Here is a 16555-nt window from a genome sequence, read left to right on the forward strand (position 1 = left end):
ATGACCGTGAACCCCGCCGACGCCCCGGTCCTGGGCGCCCTGTATGGCAGTGACGCGATGCGCGCCGCGATGGGCGAGCGCGCCTTCCTGGCCCGCATGCTGGATGTGGAGGTGGGCCTGGCCCGCGCCCAGGCACGCCTGAACATCATCCCCGCCGAGGCCGCCGAGGCCATCGCGGTCGCGGCCGATGTGGACAAGCTGGACCTGCCGGCGCTGGCGGCCGCCACCCGCAACACCGGCTATCCGGTGGTGGGGCTGGTGAAGCAGCTCTCGGCCCTGGCCGGGCCCGATGCCGGCCGCTGGACCCATTGGGGCGCCACCACGCAGGACATCATGGACAGCGCGCTGGTGCTGCAGATGCGCCAGGGCCTGGCGCTGATCCGCATGGACCTGCTGTATCTGAACACGGCGCTGGCGGGCCTCGCGCAGCGCCACCGGGATACGCCGATGGCCGGGCGCACCCACCTGCAGCACGCCCTGCCCGTCACCTTCGGCTACAAGGTGGCGGTGTGGCTCTCGCCGCTGATCTCGATGCGTGAGCGCCTGGACCAGATGCGCCCGCGCGTGGAGCGCCTGCAATTCGGCGGCGCCGCCGGCACGCTGGCCAGCCTGGGCGACCAGGCCATGCTGGTGCAGGAGGAGCTGGGCCGCGAACTCGGCCTCGCCGTGCCGGACATCACCTGGCATGTGGCGCGCGACGGGCTGGCGGAGGCGGTGTCCTTCCTCGGCCTGCTCACCGGCTCGCTCTCCAAGATCGCGCTGGACGTGATGCTGATGAGCCAGACCGAACTGGGGGAGGTGTCGGAGGCGCATGTGCCCGGGCGCGGCGGCAGCTCCACCATGCCGCAGAAGCGCAACCCGATCTCCTGCGAGTATGTCCAGGCGCAGACCCGCGGCGTGCATGCGCTGGTGGGCCAGATGATGGGCGCCATGGCCCAGGATTTCGAGCGCGGCACCGGCAATTGGCAGACGGAGCTGCTGGCCGTCGGCCAGGCCTTCAACCTGGCCCATGGCGCGCTGCTGGCCACCCGCGACATCATCGAGGGGCTGGTGGTGGACCCGGTGCGGATGGCGCGGAACCTGGACGCCACCCACGGCATGATCGTGGCCGAGCAGGTGATGATGGGCCTGGCCCCGGTGCTGGGTCGCGGGACGGCGCACCATCTGGTGAACCACGCCTGCGACCGCGCCATCGCGGAGGGGCGGCCGCTGGCCGAACTGCTGCTGGCCGAGCCGGCGGTGGCCAGCGGCATGAAGCCCGAGGAGGTGCTGCGGCTGACCGACCCCAAGACCTATCTGGGGCAGAGCCAGGCCTTCGTGGACCGGGTGCTGGGGCGGATGGCCGGTTAGCGGTGCAACACGGCGGGCGCGCGGGTCACCGTCCGCCGCCCGCCCTTGAACACATGCAGCACCGGGGCGATGGTGCGGATCGCCTCGATCTCGCTGACGGCATCCAGCACCACCAGATCGGCCGGCTTGCCCACCGCCACGCCGAAATCCTCCTGGCGCAGGATCTTCGCGCCATTGCCGCCCGCCATCTCCCAGATCGCCGCGATCTCCCGGTCGCTGCCGCGCTGGATGATGTTGGCGTACAGGTTGGCCATGCGGATCATCTGCCCGTCGCCCAGCGGCGTGAACGGGTTCAGGATGTTGTTGCTGGCGATGTTGCACAGCACGCCGGCCTCCATCAGCGCATTGGCGTCGGCCACGCTGCGCGGCACGTTGTGGTCCTTGTGGCGCCCGCCCAGATACAGGTCCGTCGCCGGCAGCACCGTCAGCGCCACCCCCGCATCCTTCAGGCGCCGGGCCACCTTCAGCATCTCGATGGGCGGGATGGTGGACAGTTTGCTGACATGGCCGATGGTCACCCGCCCGCCATAGCCGTATTTCTCCGTCAGGTCGCAGACCAGCCACAAATCCAGGTGATCGGCCGAGGCACCGCTGTCCAGGTGCATGTCGATGTCCACGTCGAACTCGCGCGCCATCTCGAACACGCGGTGGATCTGCGCGGCCGGGTCGCTGTCATAGCTGGGGGCGGCGCCGACCACGCTGGCGCCGTTCTTCAGGGCCGCCACCATCAGCTCGTCGGTGCCGGGGTAGTTGGTCAGTCCCTCCTGCGGCATGACGCAGATCTCCAGGTCGATCGCCCATTTGTAGCGGTCGATCAGCGCCTTGATGCCCTCGATGGCGCGCATGCCGAGCTTCGGGTCCACCTCCACGTGGCTGCGCATGCGGGTGCAGCCGTGGGAGATGCACTTCTCCAGCGTCCGGCTCGCCCGCTCCGTCACGTCCTCGATGGTGAAGCTCGGCTTCACGGCCGAGACGCGCTCCATGGCGCCGTGCGGGAAGCGCTGCGTCTCGCAGCCGCAGCGCTCCAGGATGCAGGTCTTGTCCAGGTGGATATGGGTTTCGACGAAGCCCGGCCCCACGATGCGCCCGCCGCCCTGCACCACCTCGGCCGCCGCCCCGCCCAGCCGCGGCGCGATGGCCGCGATGCGGCCCTTGCTCACGCCTATATCCATGGCCGGGGCATCCGGCGCCGAATTGGGCAGGCGCACTTCGCGCAGCAGCAGATCGAAGTCCATTCCGGGGCGCTCCTGTGATTGTCTGACATTACACTGCGCTGAGCCCACCCCGGGCGGAAGCCGCGCGCCGGCCCGCAACGCCGGGGTTCACGTCCAGGACTGGAGAACCCCTGTGCATCCTGCCCAGCCCGCAAGCATCGCGCGCCGCGCCTTGCTGCTGACCTCCCTTGCCGCCCCCGCCATGGCCCAGGCGTCCTGGCCGGAACGCCCGGTCCGCTGGATCATCAACTTCCCGCCTGGCGGCGCGGCCGACATCCTCAGCCGCATCCTGGCGGAATATTTCGGCAATCGCTTCGGCCAGCCCATCGTGGTGGAAAACCGCCCCGGCGCGGGCGGCATGGTGGGGGCGGACATCGTGGCCAAGGCGCGCGGAGACGCGCACACGGTGATGATCTCCTCCGCCTCCTCGCACGGGATCGGGCCGGTGCTGTACCGCAACGTGCCCTATGACCCGCTGGCGGATTTCACCCATGTGCATCTGGTGGGCAGCTTCCCCTCCGTGCTCGCGGTGAACGGGGAATCCCCGATGCGGGATTTCGCGGACTTCATGGCCCAGGCCTGGCGCGGCGGCATGGTCTATGCCACCGGCGGCAACGGCACGATGAACCATCTGGTGGGCCAGTTGCTGAAGCAGGAAACCGGCATCGAGCTGACGCATGTGCCCTATCGCGGCTCGGCGGCGGCGATGACGGATGTGATCGCGGGCCAGGTGCCCTGCGTGATGGAAAGCCTGCCGACGGCGCTGGGCCATTTCCGGGGCGGGCGCCTGCGCCCCATCGCCCAGAGCGAGGACACCCGCGACAGCACCCTGGCCGATGTGCCCACCTTCCAGGAACTCGGCCTGCCGGGCGTGACCAGCAGCAACTGGTTCGGCTTCTCCCTCCCGGCCGGGGTGCCGGGCGCCCTGGTGGAACGCTGGGACGCCGCGCTGCAGGAAGCACTGGCCGCCCCGGCCGTGCAGCAGCGCCTGGCCGGCATCGGGGTGCGCCCCGGCACGCTGGGCCCGGACGGCTATACGGCCCTGATCACCAGCGAGCTCACGCGCTGGCGGCAGGTAATCCGCGCCAACGGCATCCAGGCCGATTGACGCACGAAAAAAGGGCCACCCCATGCGCCCCACAGGGGGGTCTCAGGGGCGGCCCTCAAGTCCAAGGTTGAGGAAGGCAAAGCTGCCAGACAGCCAAATCCTGCCTGACAGTGCGGGAAATGGCGCGGCGCCCTACGGTTTCAAGAGGCTGTCACACGCGCTCCAGGATCGAGACATAGTTCGCCACGGCGGCACCCCCCATGTTGAAAACCCCGGCCACATCGGCGCGGGGCAGCTGCATGTCCCCCGCCTCGCCGCACAGCTGCATGGCGGTGATGGCGTGCATGGACACGCCCGTGGCCCCGATCGGGTGCCCCTTCGCCTTCAACCCGCCGGAGCGGTTCAGCGGCAGCCTGCCATCCTTGGCCGTGACGCCCTCCAGCACCGGACGGGCGCCCTGGCCTTCGGAGGCCAGGCCCATCGCCTCGCCAATCAGCAATTCGGCGATGGTGAAGCAGTCATGCACCTCGGCGAAGGAGAGGTCGCCCAGCGTGAGGCCCGCGGCCGACAGCGCCCGCGCCCAGGCCTCGCGCGGGCCCTCGAAGCGGATGATGTCGCGGCTGGCCATCGGCAGGAAATCCTGCACATGGGCGGTGGCGCGGAAACGCACGGCGCGCGCCGCCCCCTCCGCCGCATCGCCCGCCGCGATCACGACCGCCGCCGCGCCATCGCTGACCAGCGAACAATCGGTGCGCTTCAGCGGCGGGGCGACGAAGGGGTTCTTCTCGCTCTCGGCCCGGCAGAAGGCATAGCCCAGGTCCTTGCGCATCTGGGCATAGGGGTTGTTCACGCCATTGGCGTGGTTCTTGGCGGCGATGGTGGCCAGCGCGTCGGACTGGTCGCCATGGCGCTGGAAATAGGCATCGGCGATGCGGCCGAACACGCCCGCGAAGCCGCCGGCGATCTCGCCTTCCTGCTTCAGATAGCTGGCCTTCAGCAGGATCTCGCCCACCTCCGGCCCCGGGGTCGCGGTCATCTTCTCCGCCCCCACCACCAGCACCCGTTTGCCGCGCCCGGCGCCCAGGAAATCCAGCGCGCCGTGGATGGCGGCGGAACCCGTCGCGCAGGCGTTCTCATACCGGGTGACGGGGCGGAAGCGCAGTTCCGGCACCGCCTGCAACACCAGCGAGGCGGTGAAATCCTGCTTCTGGAAACCCGCGTTGAAATGGCCGAGGAACACCGCGTCGATATCGCGCGGTTCCAGCCCGGCATGTTCGATGGCCTGGCGGGCCACGAGGCCGATCAGCGCCTCGGTGTCCGGCGCCTCCTCCAGCTTGCCGAAGCGGCTATGCGACCAGCCGATGATGCACGGATTTGTCGCCGAATGGTCCATCATGTTCATTCCTCCCTTACATTCGTGCCCGGAACGCCTTGTAACTTCTCGGGCGCGGTAGCGAATCAGTGGTGCTTGCATCACTTTACAGCGATGGTGGCGTGCAACGGGCGATTCGCCCGACGGTGAGCTTTCAGTGCATCGAGGCACGGCCACGACGCTGGCATGGGCCCATGGTGCAGCGACGAGGCGCAGGAGAAAAGGCTTAGCATGCGGATGGCGGTGGAGCCGCGGGGGGATACAGGGGGCGCGCCCCTCCCCACCGGACGCTACGCAGCGGGCCGCCGCTTCCTCAGCCGCGCGACGCTGCTGCTGGCCTGCCTGTTCGGCGCCACCGTCATCATCTTCACCTGGTCCAGCACGCTGGATGTGCTGGGCGGCGAGACAAGGCAGCAGGACAGCGCGGCGGAAGCCATGACGCTGAACGCCGCCCGCGCCGGGCGGGATGCCATTCCCCGCGCCCTGGAACCGGCCGACCGCGCCCTGTCCCTGTTGCAGCAGCGCGCCGGCGCCCTGACGCGCGGCGATCGCCGCGAGGTCGAGGCGCTGGAAGTGACCCTGACCAACATGGCCCGGCGCGGGCAGGATGGCATCCGCGCCCTGGCCGTGACCGACGCCCAGGGCAATGTGACCTGGCAGGCCGGCACCACCCTGCCCGGCTGGATGGGCAATGCCGAGAATGTGCTCGCCCACCGCTATGGCCGCATGGCGCCGCTGCTGTCGCGGCCCGGCAGCATCCAGGCCGGGCTGGTCATGTCCTATCCCATCCTGGCCTCCGGCGGGCGGTTCGACGGCGTGGCGCTGGCGCTGCTGGAACCCGCGCGGCTGGGTCAGGCCCTGCCCTCCGCGCAGGGCGCCAATGACCCGCAGACCATGCTGTTCCACAGCGACGGCAGCCTGCTGGCGCGCGGCCGCAACGCCCAGGTCAACCCCGCGCTGAACCGGCTGGACGCGGCGCTGATGCCCGAGCCCGCGGCCGGCGGCACCGGGGAACGCCGCGTCAGCCTGCCCGAGCCGGGCGGCCGGCGCACCATCAGCTACGCCTCGGCCCAGGTGCCCGGCTATGACCTGGTGGTGCTGGCCACAATGGAGATCGCGCGCGGCGGCCTACTGTCCCGGGGGTCGCTGGTGGTGCTGGGGCTGGCCGGGGCCGTGACCTGCTTCACGGGGCTGGCGCTGCTGTGGCTGTTCCACCGGGTGCTGCGCCAGGACGCGCGCGGCGCCGAGACCGAGGAACCGATGGAAGCCGCGCCCACGCCGCCTTCCGCCCCTTCCGCCGCGCCCGGGCGCCCGGCGCCCCGCCCCGCCCCCTTGCCCGCCCGCACCGCCGCCGCCCTGATCGAAGCCCTGCCCGCCGGCGCCTATGCCGCCCGCGTGCTGCATGCCGGCGGCGAGGCCGAGGTGCACATCACCGCCGTGAACCCCGCCATCCGCGACATCACCGGCTGGGAGCCCGCGCATTTCCAGGACGCGGCCCAATGGAGCCGCAGCATCGACTGGAGCAGCTATCCGCCCGGCGAACCGCTGCTGGAACGTCTGGCCGAACCCGATGCGGCGGGCGAGGAAGCCGTGGTGGAATACCGGCTGCGCCGCCCCGACGGCAGTTGGATGTGGCTGCGCGACGCCGCCCGCATCGTCGCCCGCCACGGCAGCACCGTGGACCTGCTGGGCTGCCTGAGCGACGTGACGCGGGAGCGCGAATTCGCGGCCCAGGCCGACAATGCCAGCCGGGTCGCGGCGCGCGGCGCCATGGCCGCGGGGCTGGCGCATGAGCTGAACCAGCCGCTCGCCGTGATGTCCCTGGCCGCCGAGAACGCGCTGGACGCGCTGGAGGAAGGCGCCGCCGGCATTCCGGAGGCGCTGGCCCGCCTGCGCCGCATCGCCGCCCAGGCCGAGCGCGCCAAGGCCATCGCCGCCCAGCTGCGCAGCTTCGCCCGGCTGGAGGCGGCGGTGCTGGAACCCGTCTCCCTGCCCAATGCGGTGCAGGGGGCGCTGGGGCTGATCGCCTCCAACCTGAAGGACGCGAACATCACGGCGGATGTGCGCCTGCCCGCCAACCTGCCCACCGTGCGCGGCCAGCCCGTGCTGGTGGAACAGGTGCTGATGAACCTGTGCCTGAACGCCAAGGACGCGATGCTGGGCCGGGAGGGCGCGGCCCACCGCCTGACCATCACCGCCGAGCCGGGCTTCGAGCCGCACGAGATCCGCCTGATCATCCGCGACACCGGCACCGGTATCCCGGAGGAAGCGCTGGAGCGGGTGTTCGACCCGTTCTTCTCCACCAAGCCCGCGACCAAGGGCACGGGGCTCGGCCTGCCGTTGTGCCGGTCCATCATGCTGCGCTTCGGCGGCGGCATTTCCCTGGGCAACCGCCCGGGTGGCGGGGGCGCGGAGGCGATCCTGACCTTCCAGCGCAGCCGCCCGCCCGCGACCGATCCGCTGGAAAAAGACACGCTGGCCCGGGGCTGAAACAACACCGGCCCTGCCGCGCGTCTCCATCGGGGAGGCGCGGCAGGGCCGGGGCACGCCGGGGGGGCGATGGGGATGTGGCTCAGGCGTTCCCGAAGCCGGTGAAGACGTAGCCGAGCTGCCGCACGGTCGCGATGCAGCCCTCGCCCATATCGGGCGCCAGCTTCTGCCGCAGATGCAGGATCGCGTTGTCCACCGACCGGTCGCCGGGCCGCCAGGTGCGGCGGAACACGATGCGCGTCAGTTCCTCCCGCGAGCGGACCTCGCCAGGCTTGGAGGCCAGCGCCACCAGCGTGTCGAATTCCGCCGTGGTCAGGCGCACCACGCTGCCGTCGGGGCGATAGGCCCGGCGTTCGCTGGGCACCACGCGCCAGCCGGTGCTTTCCATCGCGGGCGCGCTGGGTGCCACCAGCGGTGCCGCGGGCACGGGTGCCGCCACCACGGGGGCGGGGGCCGGCGCATTGGCCGCCACCTTGGGCGGTGCGCTGCGCAGCCGGGCCCTGAGGCGCGCTACCAGCTCCCGGCCCGAGACCGGCTTCAGCACGAAATCGTCCGCGCCGAGCTCCAGGCCCAGCACACGGTCGGTTTCCTCGCGGTTGCCGGTGTGGATCAGGATCGGCGCCTGCGTCAGCCCACGCAGCGTGGGCAGCAGCGGCAGCGTGTCCACCGGGCCGAAGCGCTGGTCCAGCACGATGGCGTCCACCGTGCGGGTGGTCAGCACCTTCATGCAATCGGCGAAGCTGTTCACCGGCACCGGCTGCAGACCATAGCGCGACAAATAGTCGCAGATCTCGTCGGTCAGTTCCGTTTCGTCGTCGGCGACGAGAATGACGGGCCCCACGGCCGCGTCATTCGCGGCGGGTGGCACCAGGCCCTGTTCGGCCAAAGGACCGGGCACAGGGCCCGGCGCCTGCTGCTGGGCAGCAGACATTTGTAGCGAAACCATCCCTCTATCCCCCAGAGGTTAAGATCGCGGATGAAGTTCACTGCGTCCATTCCGGCCCCCCAGCCATCAGGAAAACAGTGATCAACGACATGTGAGCCGCTGTGTCGCGGACTATCTACAAAACACGGCACCACCCGCAACCCGATTTCCGCCATCACTGTGCCGAGAGGCGCATTTTGTGGGTTTCTTCAGGAAAACCCGGAAATGCTTCTTCAAGTGATTTCTCAAGAGGCAGGTGAGCCAGCATGAATACCGTTCCGAAGAAATCCGCGTTTTCCAAGGCGATACCCACCCTTGTTTCCACGAAGGTGCAGTACCCCATCCTGCGGCGGGACCTGTCCGTGCTGGTGGTGGATACCGAGGTGGATGTGCTGGACGAGGTCGCCGCCCTGCTGCGGCGGCGCGATGTGACCGTGCATCTGGCCGAAACGGCCTCCGAGGCGGCCGACCTGCTGCTGCGGCACCCCGAGATCGGCGTGGTGCTGGCCGACATCACCCTGCTGGAGGGCGAGGGCCTGACCATCGCCGCCAATATCCTGAACGGCGTGGGCCCGGCGATCGAGCTGGTGCTGATTTCCTCCAGCTACGGGCATGACCCGCGCTCGCCCCAGCTGATGTCCAGCCTGGGCATGCTGCAGGAACCGCTGCGGCTGCGCGATGTGGCGATCAGCGTGGGCCGGGGCCTGGCGCGGGCGGCGGCACGGCGCGCCCTGCCGGGCGCGATGAGCCTGTCAGCCTTCGACCGGCACTGACACGCCGCGCTCTGTCGCCACGGCGTGTAAGGGAATGTCATGCGCGCCGATGGGCACCGCCGGCACCGCCTGCCCGGCATAGGCCACGCCGATGCGCGTGGCCCCCGCCGCCCGGGCCAGGGTGCGGTCGTAATACCCGCCGCCATAGCCCAGCCGGAAGCCGCGCGCGTCGAAGGCCAGCAGCGGCACCAGAAACCAGTCGGGCTCGCCCGCCTCTCCGCGCGCCGGGAAGGACGTGCCGAAGCGCCCCGGCTGCATCGCGGCCCCCGGGTGCCAGTGGCGGAATTCCAGCGGCTGGCCGCGCGGTGTGGTCAGCGGCAGCAGAATGGCATGGCCGCGCCGGTACAGGGCGTGCAGCAGGGGGCGGATGTCGATTTCCTCGCCCATCGGCCAGAAGCCGCCGATGCGCGCGCCATGGGGCGGGGGCGCATCGCGCAGCAGCGCCTGAGCCAGCGCCTCTCCGGCACCGGGCGTCACCAGGGCGGGGCGCCGGGCCAGCATGTCGTCCCGCATCGCCTTCTTGGCGGCGGTCAGCGCCGGATCATCCATCTCTCAAACCCGGAAAAGCGCGAAGCCAACCAGCCGCTGGCGTTTGCATGCTCCCGATGGCCCTGTCCTAGACAAGGTGGGTGCCGGAATACCAGGACCACGATCCTGATAGCGCCAGCTCCCGGGAGATGCTGGTAGGCCCCGGGCATGTCTTGCCTGGCGTGATGGCCAGCCTCGCCCCTAGGACTTAGGGCCGCTCGAGGCTGGTTGCAATGCCTTCGATGCGTTCGGCGATGCGCGCCAGCCGCTCGGCCAGCCGCGGATCGGCCGTGGGGGCGGGCACCGGCGGCGGTTCGCCGTTTTCCCGCCGTGCCATCTCGATGCGCATGTCGCCCAGCTCATCGGCCAGCAGCAGCGCGACATGCAGCAGCATCCGCGATTCCGAGAACTGCCCGCCCATCTGGCGGATCAGCCCGACCTTCGCGTCGATGCTGGCCACGAGGTCGCGCACATGCTGCTCCTCGCCATCCTTGCAGCCGATGGTGTGGGTGTAGCCATTCACCCGGACGCTGACTTGTCCCATGGTCTACCCCTCATCCTCATTGTCCTGGCCCATCAGCGCCTGGCGCAGCTGGGCCATGGCGGCATCCAGCCGCGCGGAAAGTGCCGCCACCTCGGCACGCGGCACGCTGTCGGCCGCGGCCTGGGCGGCGGCGGCCTGCATCGCGGCCAGCCGGCCCTCGATGGCCCCCACCAGCTTCTCCACCGCGATCTCCAGCCGCTGGGCGGCCTGGAACGCGGGATCGGTCGTCATCTCCACCGTGCAGCCCCCCTTGGCGTCATGTGTCGCAACGTGTCAGGAGGGTTCGCATGCACGCCTGCCCCATGCAAGGCCCGGCTGCATGGCCACCAGCGGTGATTGTGCATGGCATGGATCATGTGCGGGTGGTTCTGCAACACGGGCGGCCCGTCACGCTGCTCTCGGCACCCGGGGCGGCGGGGGCGCTGGGCGCGCCCGGCTTTCTCGCGCTGCTGCGCGCGGGCGGCTGGAATGGCGGAACTCCGGCCCTGCTGGATTGCGGGGCGGCGCCGGGCCTCGCACTCGGCGCGCTGCTGGCGGGGGTGCCCGCCGTGGTGCTGGGCCCCTCCCCCGCCCAGGCCGGGCTGCTGGCCCTGCATCCCGGGCGTATCAGGCCCATCGCCCCGCCCGCGCTGGACATGGCCGCCTGGAACCCGAAACGCGGCACCAGCTGGATCGAGGCCTGGCTGGCGAATCGGGACGGCTGATTCCCACTTTCCCATCGGCCCCGCGGGCGCTATCCCGCGCAGCCTGTTCCATCGGGGGTTATCTTGCGCATTCTGTTCCTGGGCGATGTGGTGGGCCGGTCCGGCCGGGATGCGCTGACCGCGCAATTGCCGGAACTGAAATCCAGGCTGCGCGCCGACCTGGTGGTGGTGAACGGCGAGAACGCCAGCCACGGCTTCGGCCTGGCGCCCGAGATGGCGCGCGCCTTCTTCACCGCCGGCGCCGATGTCGTCTCGCTGGGCAACCACAGCTGGGACCGCAAGGAAATCATCCCCTGGATCGACCAGGAGCCCCGGGTGATCCGCCCCGCCAACTATCCGCCCGGCACCCCGGGCAAGGGCAGCTTCGTCGCCGTGCTGGGCGATGGCCGCAAGGCCCTGGTAGTGAACGTTCTGGGCCGGCTGTTCATGGAGCCGGTGGACGACCCCTTCCGCGCCGTGCAGGCCGAGGTGCAGGCCCACCCGCTGGGCAAATCCGTGCAGGCGGCCATCATCGATGTGCATGCCGAGGCCAGCAGCGAGAAGGCCGCCATGGGCCACAGCTTCGACGGGCTGGTCAGCCTGGTGGTGGGCACCCACACCCACACCCCCACCGCCGACCACCAGATCCTGGCCGGCGGCACCGCCTACATGACCGATGCGGGCATGTGCGGCGACTATGACAGCGTGATCGGCATGCAGAAGGGCGCCGCCTCCCTGCGGTTCTGGCGCAAGGTGCCGACCGAGAAGCTGGCCCCCGCCGAGGGCGATGCCACGCTGTGCGGCATCTTCGTCGTCACGGACGACACGACGGGGCTTGCCACCGGCGTGGCACCGCTGCGCCTGGGCGGGCGGCTGTCGCAGGCCATGCCCACGATCTGATCAGCCGGCGGCCATCCGTAACTCCGGCTGCGCCGGAGACTGGTCGGCCATCGGCGCCGGGCGGCCGAGCAGGAAGCCCTGCACCTCCGCGCAGCCTTCCTGGCGCAGGAATTCCAGTTGCTCGGCGGTTTCCACCCCCTCGGCGAGCACATGGATGTTCAGGCTTTCGCCCAGCGTCAGCACGGCGCGGATGATGGCGCGCGCGTCCGGGCTGCTCTCCAGCTCCGCCATGAAGGAGCGGTCGAGCTTGATCTTGTCGAACGGGAAGGCCCGCAGCGTGGACAGCGAGGAATAGCCCGTGCCGAAATCATCCATGGCGATGGACACGCCGAGCGCCTTCAGCTCCTGCAATAGGCGCGTGGTGCGCATGGGATCGCGGATCAGGGAGGTCTCGGTGATTTCCAGCTCCAGCCGGGCGGGTGCGAGACCGGAATCGGCCAGGGCCCGGGCCACGGCGCGCGGCAGGTCGGGCACCAGCTGCACGGCGGACAGGTTCACCGCGATCCGGTAGGGAATGGGCCAGCGCGCGGCCTCGCGGCAGGCCTCCCGCAGCACCCAGTCGCCGATGGGCAGGATCAGCCCGGTCTCCTCGGCCATCGGGATGAATTCGCTGGGTGGGATCGCGCCACGCTCGGGGTGCTGCCAGCGCAGCAGCACTTCATACCCGTTGATGGCGCCGGTGCTGATTTCCACCTGGGGCTGGTAGTGCAGACGGAACTGGCGCCGGGCCAGGGCCTCACGCAGCTCCTGCATGGTCTGGCGGCGAGCGCGCACCGCCTGGTCCATCGTCTCCTCATAGAAGCAGACGCGCTTGGCCGGGTTGCCCTTGGCCCGGTACATGGCCAGATCGGCGTTGTTCATCAGGGTGCTGGTGGTGCGCGCATCCTGCGGCATCAGCGCGATGCCGATGCTGCCGCCGCACACCACCTCCGTATGGCCGATCGAGACGGGGGTGTTCAGCTGGCGGTGCAGGCGCTGGGCGAATTCCTCCGCCTCCGCGCTGCCGGCCACGGGGGCGAGGGCCACGAACTCATCGCCGCCCATGCGGGCCAGGAATTCCTCGCCCTGCAGCGCCTGGCGCATGCGCAGGGACAGGGTCTTCAGCACCGTGTCGCCGGCGGCGTGGCCGTGCAGGTCGTTTACCTCCTTGAAGCGGTCCAGGTCGATGGCCAGCAGGGCCAGTTGCTCCGTGGTGCTCAGGGCCGCGGCGGCGGCCTCGATCCTTTCCAGGAAGGAGGCGCGGTTGGGCAGGCCCGTCAGGCTGTCGTTTCGGGCCAGATGGGCGATGCGCCGTTCCTGCGCCAGGCGCGGCCGCACATCGCGGATGGCATGGATCAGCAGCCCATCCTCCTGGCGGGAGGCGAGTTCCACCGGAAAGGGCTTGCCGCCCCGGGGCTGGGCCATGCTGCGCAGCAACGTGCCGGGCGGGATCTCACCCTTGTGCTCCAGATAGCCATGCAAGGGGGTGCCCAGCAGGGCCTCACGCGGGGTTTCCAGCAGGGCGGCCAGGGCGGCGTTGGCCTCCAGAATGCGGCCACCGCGCTCCACCGCCATGCCGTCCACGGCACCTTCCACCAGGGCGCGCAGGCGGCGCTCGGCGCGGAAGCGCGCATCCCGGTCCAGCAGATAGCTGGCGACCCCCGTACCCAGCATCAGGAAACCCACGGCGGCAACACCCAGGGCCAGCACCGTTGTCGTGTCCTGGCCACCATGTCCGCCCTCGGCGGGGGCGAGAGGAATGATCTCCAGCGCCGCCATGCCGGTGAAGTGCAGCGCCACGATGGCCAGCACCAGCAGGGCCGTCGCGGCCAGCCTACCGCCTTGGGCCGCCACCTGGAACGCCGCCGCCGCGAACACGGAGGACGCGATGACCGACGCCACCACATAGGGCACCGACCACAGCACTACCCCCTGCACGCCGAAGGCCATCATGCCGGTGTAGTGCATCAGGGTGATGGCGCCGCCGAAGACCGCGCCGCCCAGCAGCGGCCCCTGCCGGACGGCCAGCAGCAGGCCCAGCCCCGCCCCCAGCACCGCCACCGCGAAGGAAGCCGCCGTCAGCAGGGGTTCATAGGAGACGGCGGGCCCCGGCCGATAGGCCAGCATCGCCACGAAATGGGTACACCAGATGGTGGAGCCGGCCGCCACCGCGGCCAGGAACAGCCAAGCGGGCCTGGCTGGCCTCTCGGCGTCGCGGGTCTGCAGGAACAGGCGGATGGTGACGAGCGATCCCAGCCCGCACATCAGCGCCGCCAAGCCGACCAGCCACAGGTCGTGCTCCTGCACTAGGCAGGTGATGATACGCATAGAAGGAAACTCCGGCCCCACCGGACAGGACTGAGCACATTAGCCCACCCGGTGCCACACAACCGGAATCACATCTACGCGCGCCGGATTGACGCCCGGTGAACGGCCACCGGGCGCCAGCCGCGTCAGCGCATCGGCAGGGCGTAGAGCAGCCCGCCCTGGGTCCACAGGCGGTTCGGCCCGCGTGGCAGGTTCACCGGCGTGCGCTCGCCCATGTGGCGCTCATAGATCTCGCCGTAATTGCCCAGGGCGCGGATGACATTATAGGCCCAGTTGCGATCCAGCTTGATGCTCTCGCCCAGCTCCGGCGTCACGCCCAGCAGGCGGCGGGTGTTGGCGTTGGTGCTGGTGGCGCGCATCTGCTCGGCATTGGCGGCGGTCACGCCCTGCTCCTCGGCTTCGATCAGCGCGGTGGTGTACCAGCGCACAACGTCGAACCAGTCGTCGTCGCCACGGCGGATATAGGCGGCGTAGGGCTCCTTGCTGAAGCGCTCGTCCAGGATCACCCAGTCACGCGGGTTGGGCATCACGGAACGGGTCGCGGCCAGCTGGGAGGCATCGGTGCCGAAGGCATCGCAGCGGCCCGATTGCAGCGCCGGGATGATCTGGTCCAGACGCTCGAACAGCACGGGGCGGAACGGCACGTTGACGGAGCGGAAGTAGTCCGCCGTCACCTGCTCATTCGTCGTGCCCTGCGTCAGGCAGATCGTCGCGTCGCGCAGTTCCCGCGCCTGACGAATGCCGCTGTCGGCGCGCACGATGAAGCCATGGCCATCGTAGAAATAGGTGGTGACATGGCGCAGGCCCAGCGTGGTGTCGCGCAGCATGGTCTGGGTCGAGGTGCGGAACAGCACATCCACCTCACCCGAGCCCAGCGCCGTAAAGCGCGTGGAGGAGGACAGCGGCGAGAAGCGCACCTTGGTGGGGTCGTTGAAGATCGCCACCGCCAGACCACGGCACAGGTCCGCGTCCAACCCCTGCCACACGCCCCGGCTGTCCGGCTGGGCGAAGCCCGCCACGCCGGTGGGAATGCCGCAGACCAACTGGCCGCGCTGGCGGATGGCATCGAGGGTCGGCCCCGCCGAGGCGGGGGCAACCATACCGAACAGCGCGCAAACCGCAGCGCCGGCAGCCATGAGGCTCCGTTTGATCATGAATATCTCCCTGTTGTTCCAGTCTCGACCACGAGCCGGCGTTTTCCCGCGAGTAGTGAAGGCGGGCGCGGTGGGGCGGGTCAAGCCTTGTGGCATGTCCCGCCCGTGAAGTTCCTGCCTCCCGGCCCATGCTTCAGCACCGGGAAGCGGTTTTCTGCCAAAAGAAGATGCGTTTTCTTCTTTGTCAGGCAATCAACGGAAGGGCGGCGCGTAGAGCAAGCCGCCCCGGGTCCAGATCTCGTTCTGGCCGCGCGGCATGGCCACCGCCGTGGCGGGGCCGAAATGGCGCTCATACAGTTCGCCGTAATTGCCGATGGCGCGGATGGCGTTGTAGGCCCAGTTCGGGTCCAGCCGCAGCGCCTGGCCCACCTCGGGCAAGGCTCCCAACAGGCGGCGGACATTGGCGTCCGTGCTGCTGGCGCGCATCTGCTCGGCATTGGCGGCGGTCACGCCCTGCTCCTCCGCCTCGATCAGCGCGAAGGTGAACCAGCGCACGATGTCGAACCAGTTCTCGTCGCCGCGCCGGGTGACGATGGTGTAGGGCTCCTTGCTGAAGCGCTCGGGCAGGATCACCCAATCGTCGGGCTTGGTCAGGCCCGCGCGGGCGGCGGCCAGGCCCGAGGCATCCATGCCATAGGCATCGCAGCGGCCGGATTCGAGCGCGCGCACCACCTGGTCCTGCTCGGCGAACAGCACCGGGCTGATCTGCAGGTTCAGGCCGCGGAAGTATTCGGTGGTGATCTGCTCGTTGGTGGTGCCCTGCAGGATGCAGATGCTGGCCCCCGCCAGATCGCGCACGCGCTGCGCGTTGACGCTGCGCCGGACCATGAAGCCATGGCCGTCGTAGAAGTAGTTGGTGGTGAAGCGGATGCCCAGCGTGGTGTCGCGCAGCACTGTGTGGGTGCTGGTCAGCGTCAGCACATCCACCTCGCCGGCGCCGAGCGCCGTGAAGCGGGTGGCGAAGGTCAGCGGCACGAAGCGCACCTTGGTGGCGTCGCCGAAGATGGCCGCCGCCATGCCCCGGCACAGGTCGGCCACCATGCCCACCCACTGCCCGCGCGAATCAATGGTGGCGAAGCCCGGGGTGGTGGTGTTCACCCCGCAATTCAGCGTGCCGCGCGCGCGGACCGCATCCAGCGTGTTCTGCGCGCGCGCGGGCGCCGCCAGCAGCCCCAGGCCCAACGCGGCCATAGCCAGTATCCTGAGCATTCTTCCGTCTCCCGATTCCGCCCGCAGCATCACGAGCGTTCGGGGAAGCAGCAAGCGG

General features: G+C 70.0%; 16 protein-coding genes and 1 other RNA gene. 6 read left to right on the forward strand and 11 right to left on the reverse strand.

Going from position 1 to position 16555, the window contains the following annotated elements; genetic code table 11:
• Positions 1 to 1350: a class-II fumarase/aspartase family protein gene (locus GT007_RS01030; protein WP_160119701.1), complete on the forward strand. Its 1350-nt coding sequence runs from the start codon at positions 1 to 3 to the stop codon at positions 1348 to 1350.
• On the opposite strand, the gene GT007_RS01035 is transcribed toward GT007_RS01030, so the two are convergent.
• The gene (locus GT007_RS01035; protein ID WP_160119702.1) at positions 1347 to 2585 is read right to left on the reverse strand and encodes an amidohydrolase family protein; all 1239 of its coding nucleotides are present in this window, start codon (positions 2583 to 2585) and stop codon (positions 1347 to 1349) included. The genes GT007_RS01030 and GT007_RS01035 overlap by 4 nt on opposite strands.
• 151 nt (positions 2586 to 2736) lie before the next feature.
• Here GT007_RS01035 and GT007_RS01040 point away from each other — a divergent pair, with 151 nt between their 5' ends.
• Positions 2737 to 3672: a Bug family tripartite tricarboxylate transporter substrate binding protein gene (locus GT007_RS01040; protein WP_236571426.1), complete on the forward strand. Its 936-nt coding sequence runs from the start codon at positions 2737 to 2739 to the stop codon at positions 3670 to 3672.
• Between the two features lie 151 nt (positions 3673 to 3823).
• Here GT007_RS01040 and GT007_RS01045 read toward each other — a convergent pair whose 3' ends face one another.
• Positions 3824 to 5008, reverse strand: a complete 1185-nt coding sequence (locus GT007_RS01045) for an acetyl-CoA acetyltransferase (RefSeq protein WP_236571427.1) — start codon at positions 5006 to 5008, stop codon at positions 3824 to 3826.
• Positions 5009 to 5215: 207 nt separating this feature from the next.
• On the opposite strand from GT007_RS01045, the gene GT007_RS01050 reads away from it, so the two are divergent.
• Entirely contained in the window at positions 5216 to 7474 is a 2259-nt protein-coding gene (locus GT007_RS01050; protein WP_160119703.1) for an ATP-binding protein, read from the forward strand.
• Positions 7475 to 7556: 82 nt separating this feature from the next.
• Here GT007_RS01050 and GT007_RS01055 read toward each other — a convergent pair whose 3' ends face one another.
• Both GT007_RS01055 and GT007_RS01060 read right to left on the reverse strand, forming a co-directional pair.
• Positions 7557 to 8372 carry a response regulator transcription factor gene (locus GT007_RS01055; protein WP_160119704.1) on the reverse strand — a complete coding sequence of 272 codons (816 nt, stop codon included), beginning with the start codon at positions 8370 to 8372 and terminating at the stop codon, positions 7557 to 7559.
• Between the two features lie 202 nt (positions 8373 to 8574).
• Positions 8575 to 8712, reverse strand: a complete 138-nt coding sequence (locus tag GT007_RS01060; RefSeq protein WP_160119705.1) for a hypothetical protein — start codon at positions 8710 to 8712, stop codon at positions 8575 to 8577.
• A gap of 16 nt (positions 8713 to 8728) precedes the next feature.
• On the opposite strand from GT007_RS01060, the gene GT007_RS01065 reads away from it, so the two are divergent.
• Positions 8729 to 9172, forward strand: coding sequence for a response regulator (locus GT007_RS01065; RefSeq protein WP_160119706.1), 444 nt, complete (start codon positions 8729 to 8731; stop codon positions 9170 to 9172).
• On the opposite strand, the gene GT007_RS01070 is transcribed toward GT007_RS01065, so the two are convergent.
• The 4 genes from GT007_RS01070 to GT007_RS01085 all read right to left on the reverse strand — a co-directional run bounded on the left by GT007_RS01070 (position 9152) and on the right by GT007_RS01085 (position 10475).
• On the reverse strand, positions 9152 to 9721 hold the full coding sequence (locus GT007_RS01070; protein WP_201451757.1) for a 5-formyltetrahydrofolate cyclo-ligase: 570 nt from the start codon (positions 9719 to 9721) through the stop codon (positions 9152 to 9154). The two genes, GT007_RS01065 and GT007_RS01070, sit on opposite strands and share 21 nt — an antisense overlap.
• Positions 9722 to 9739: 18 nt before the next feature.
• A non-coding RNA gene (gene ssrS, locus GT007_RS01075) (6S RNA) lies at positions 9740 to 9899 on the reverse strand.
• Positions 9900 to 9908: 9 nt separating this feature from the next.
• Positions 9909 to 10244 (reverse strand): cell division protein ZapA, encoded by a 336-nt coding sequence (locus GT007_RS01080; RefSeq protein ID WP_160119707.1) that lies wholly within the window; start codon positions 10242 to 10244, stop codon positions 9909 to 9911.
• Between the two features lie 3 nt (positions 10245 to 10247).
• The gene (locus GT007_RS01085) at positions 10248 to 10475 is read right to left on the reverse strand and encodes a hypothetical protein (RefSeq protein WP_127788297.1); all 228 of its coding nucleotides are present in this window, start codon (positions 10473 to 10475) and stop codon (positions 10248 to 10250) included.
• Between the two features lie 116 nt (positions 10476 to 10591).
• Here GT007_RS01085 and GT007_RS01090 point away from each other — a divergent pair, with 116 nt between their 5' ends.
• A complete protein-coding gene (locus GT007_RS01090) occupies positions 10592 to 10948 on the forward strand; it encodes a hypothetical protein (protein ID WP_160119708.1) in 357 nt (118 codons plus the stop codon).
• A 63-nt stretch (positions 10949 to 11011) separates the two neighbouring features.
• Positions 11012 to 11827, forward strand: a complete 816-nt coding sequence (locus tag GT007_RS01095; protein WP_160119709.1) for a TIGR00282 family metallophosphoesterase — start codon at positions 11012 to 11014, stop codon at positions 11825 to 11827.
• Here GT007_RS01095 and GT007_RS01100 read toward each other — a convergent pair whose 3' ends face one another.
• The 3 genes from GT007_RS01100 to GT007_RS01110 form a co-directional block, all read right to left on the reverse strand.
• Positions 11828 to 14134, reverse strand: a complete 2307-nt coding sequence (locus GT007_RS01100) for a bifunctional diguanylate cyclase/phosphodiesterase (RefSeq protein ID WP_160119710.1) — start codon at positions 14132 to 14134, stop codon at positions 11828 to 11830.
• Positions 14135 to 14259: 125 nt separating this feature from the next.
• The gene (locus tag GT007_RS01105) at positions 14260 to 15234 is read right to left on the reverse strand and encodes an amino acid ABC transporter substrate-binding protein (protein WP_236571428.1); all 975 of its coding nucleotides are present in this window, start codon (positions 15232 to 15234) and stop codon (positions 14260 to 14262) included.
• 246 nt (positions 15235 to 15480) lie between these two features.
• Positions 15481 to 16479 carry an amino acid ABC transporter substrate-binding protein gene (locus tag GT007_RS01110; protein ID WP_236571429.1) on the reverse strand — a complete coding sequence of 333 codons (999 nt, stop codon included), beginning with the start codon at positions 16477 to 16479 and terminating at the stop codon, positions 15481 to 15483.
• Between the last annotated feature and the right edge of the window lie 76 nt (positions 16480 to 16555).

This window comes from Rhodovarius lipocyclicus (assembly GCF_009900765.1).
In the GTDB taxonomy this organism is placed as follows: Bacteria; Pseudomonadota; Alphaproteobacteria; order Acetobacterales; family Acetobacteraceae; genus Rhodovarius; species Rhodovarius lipocyclicus.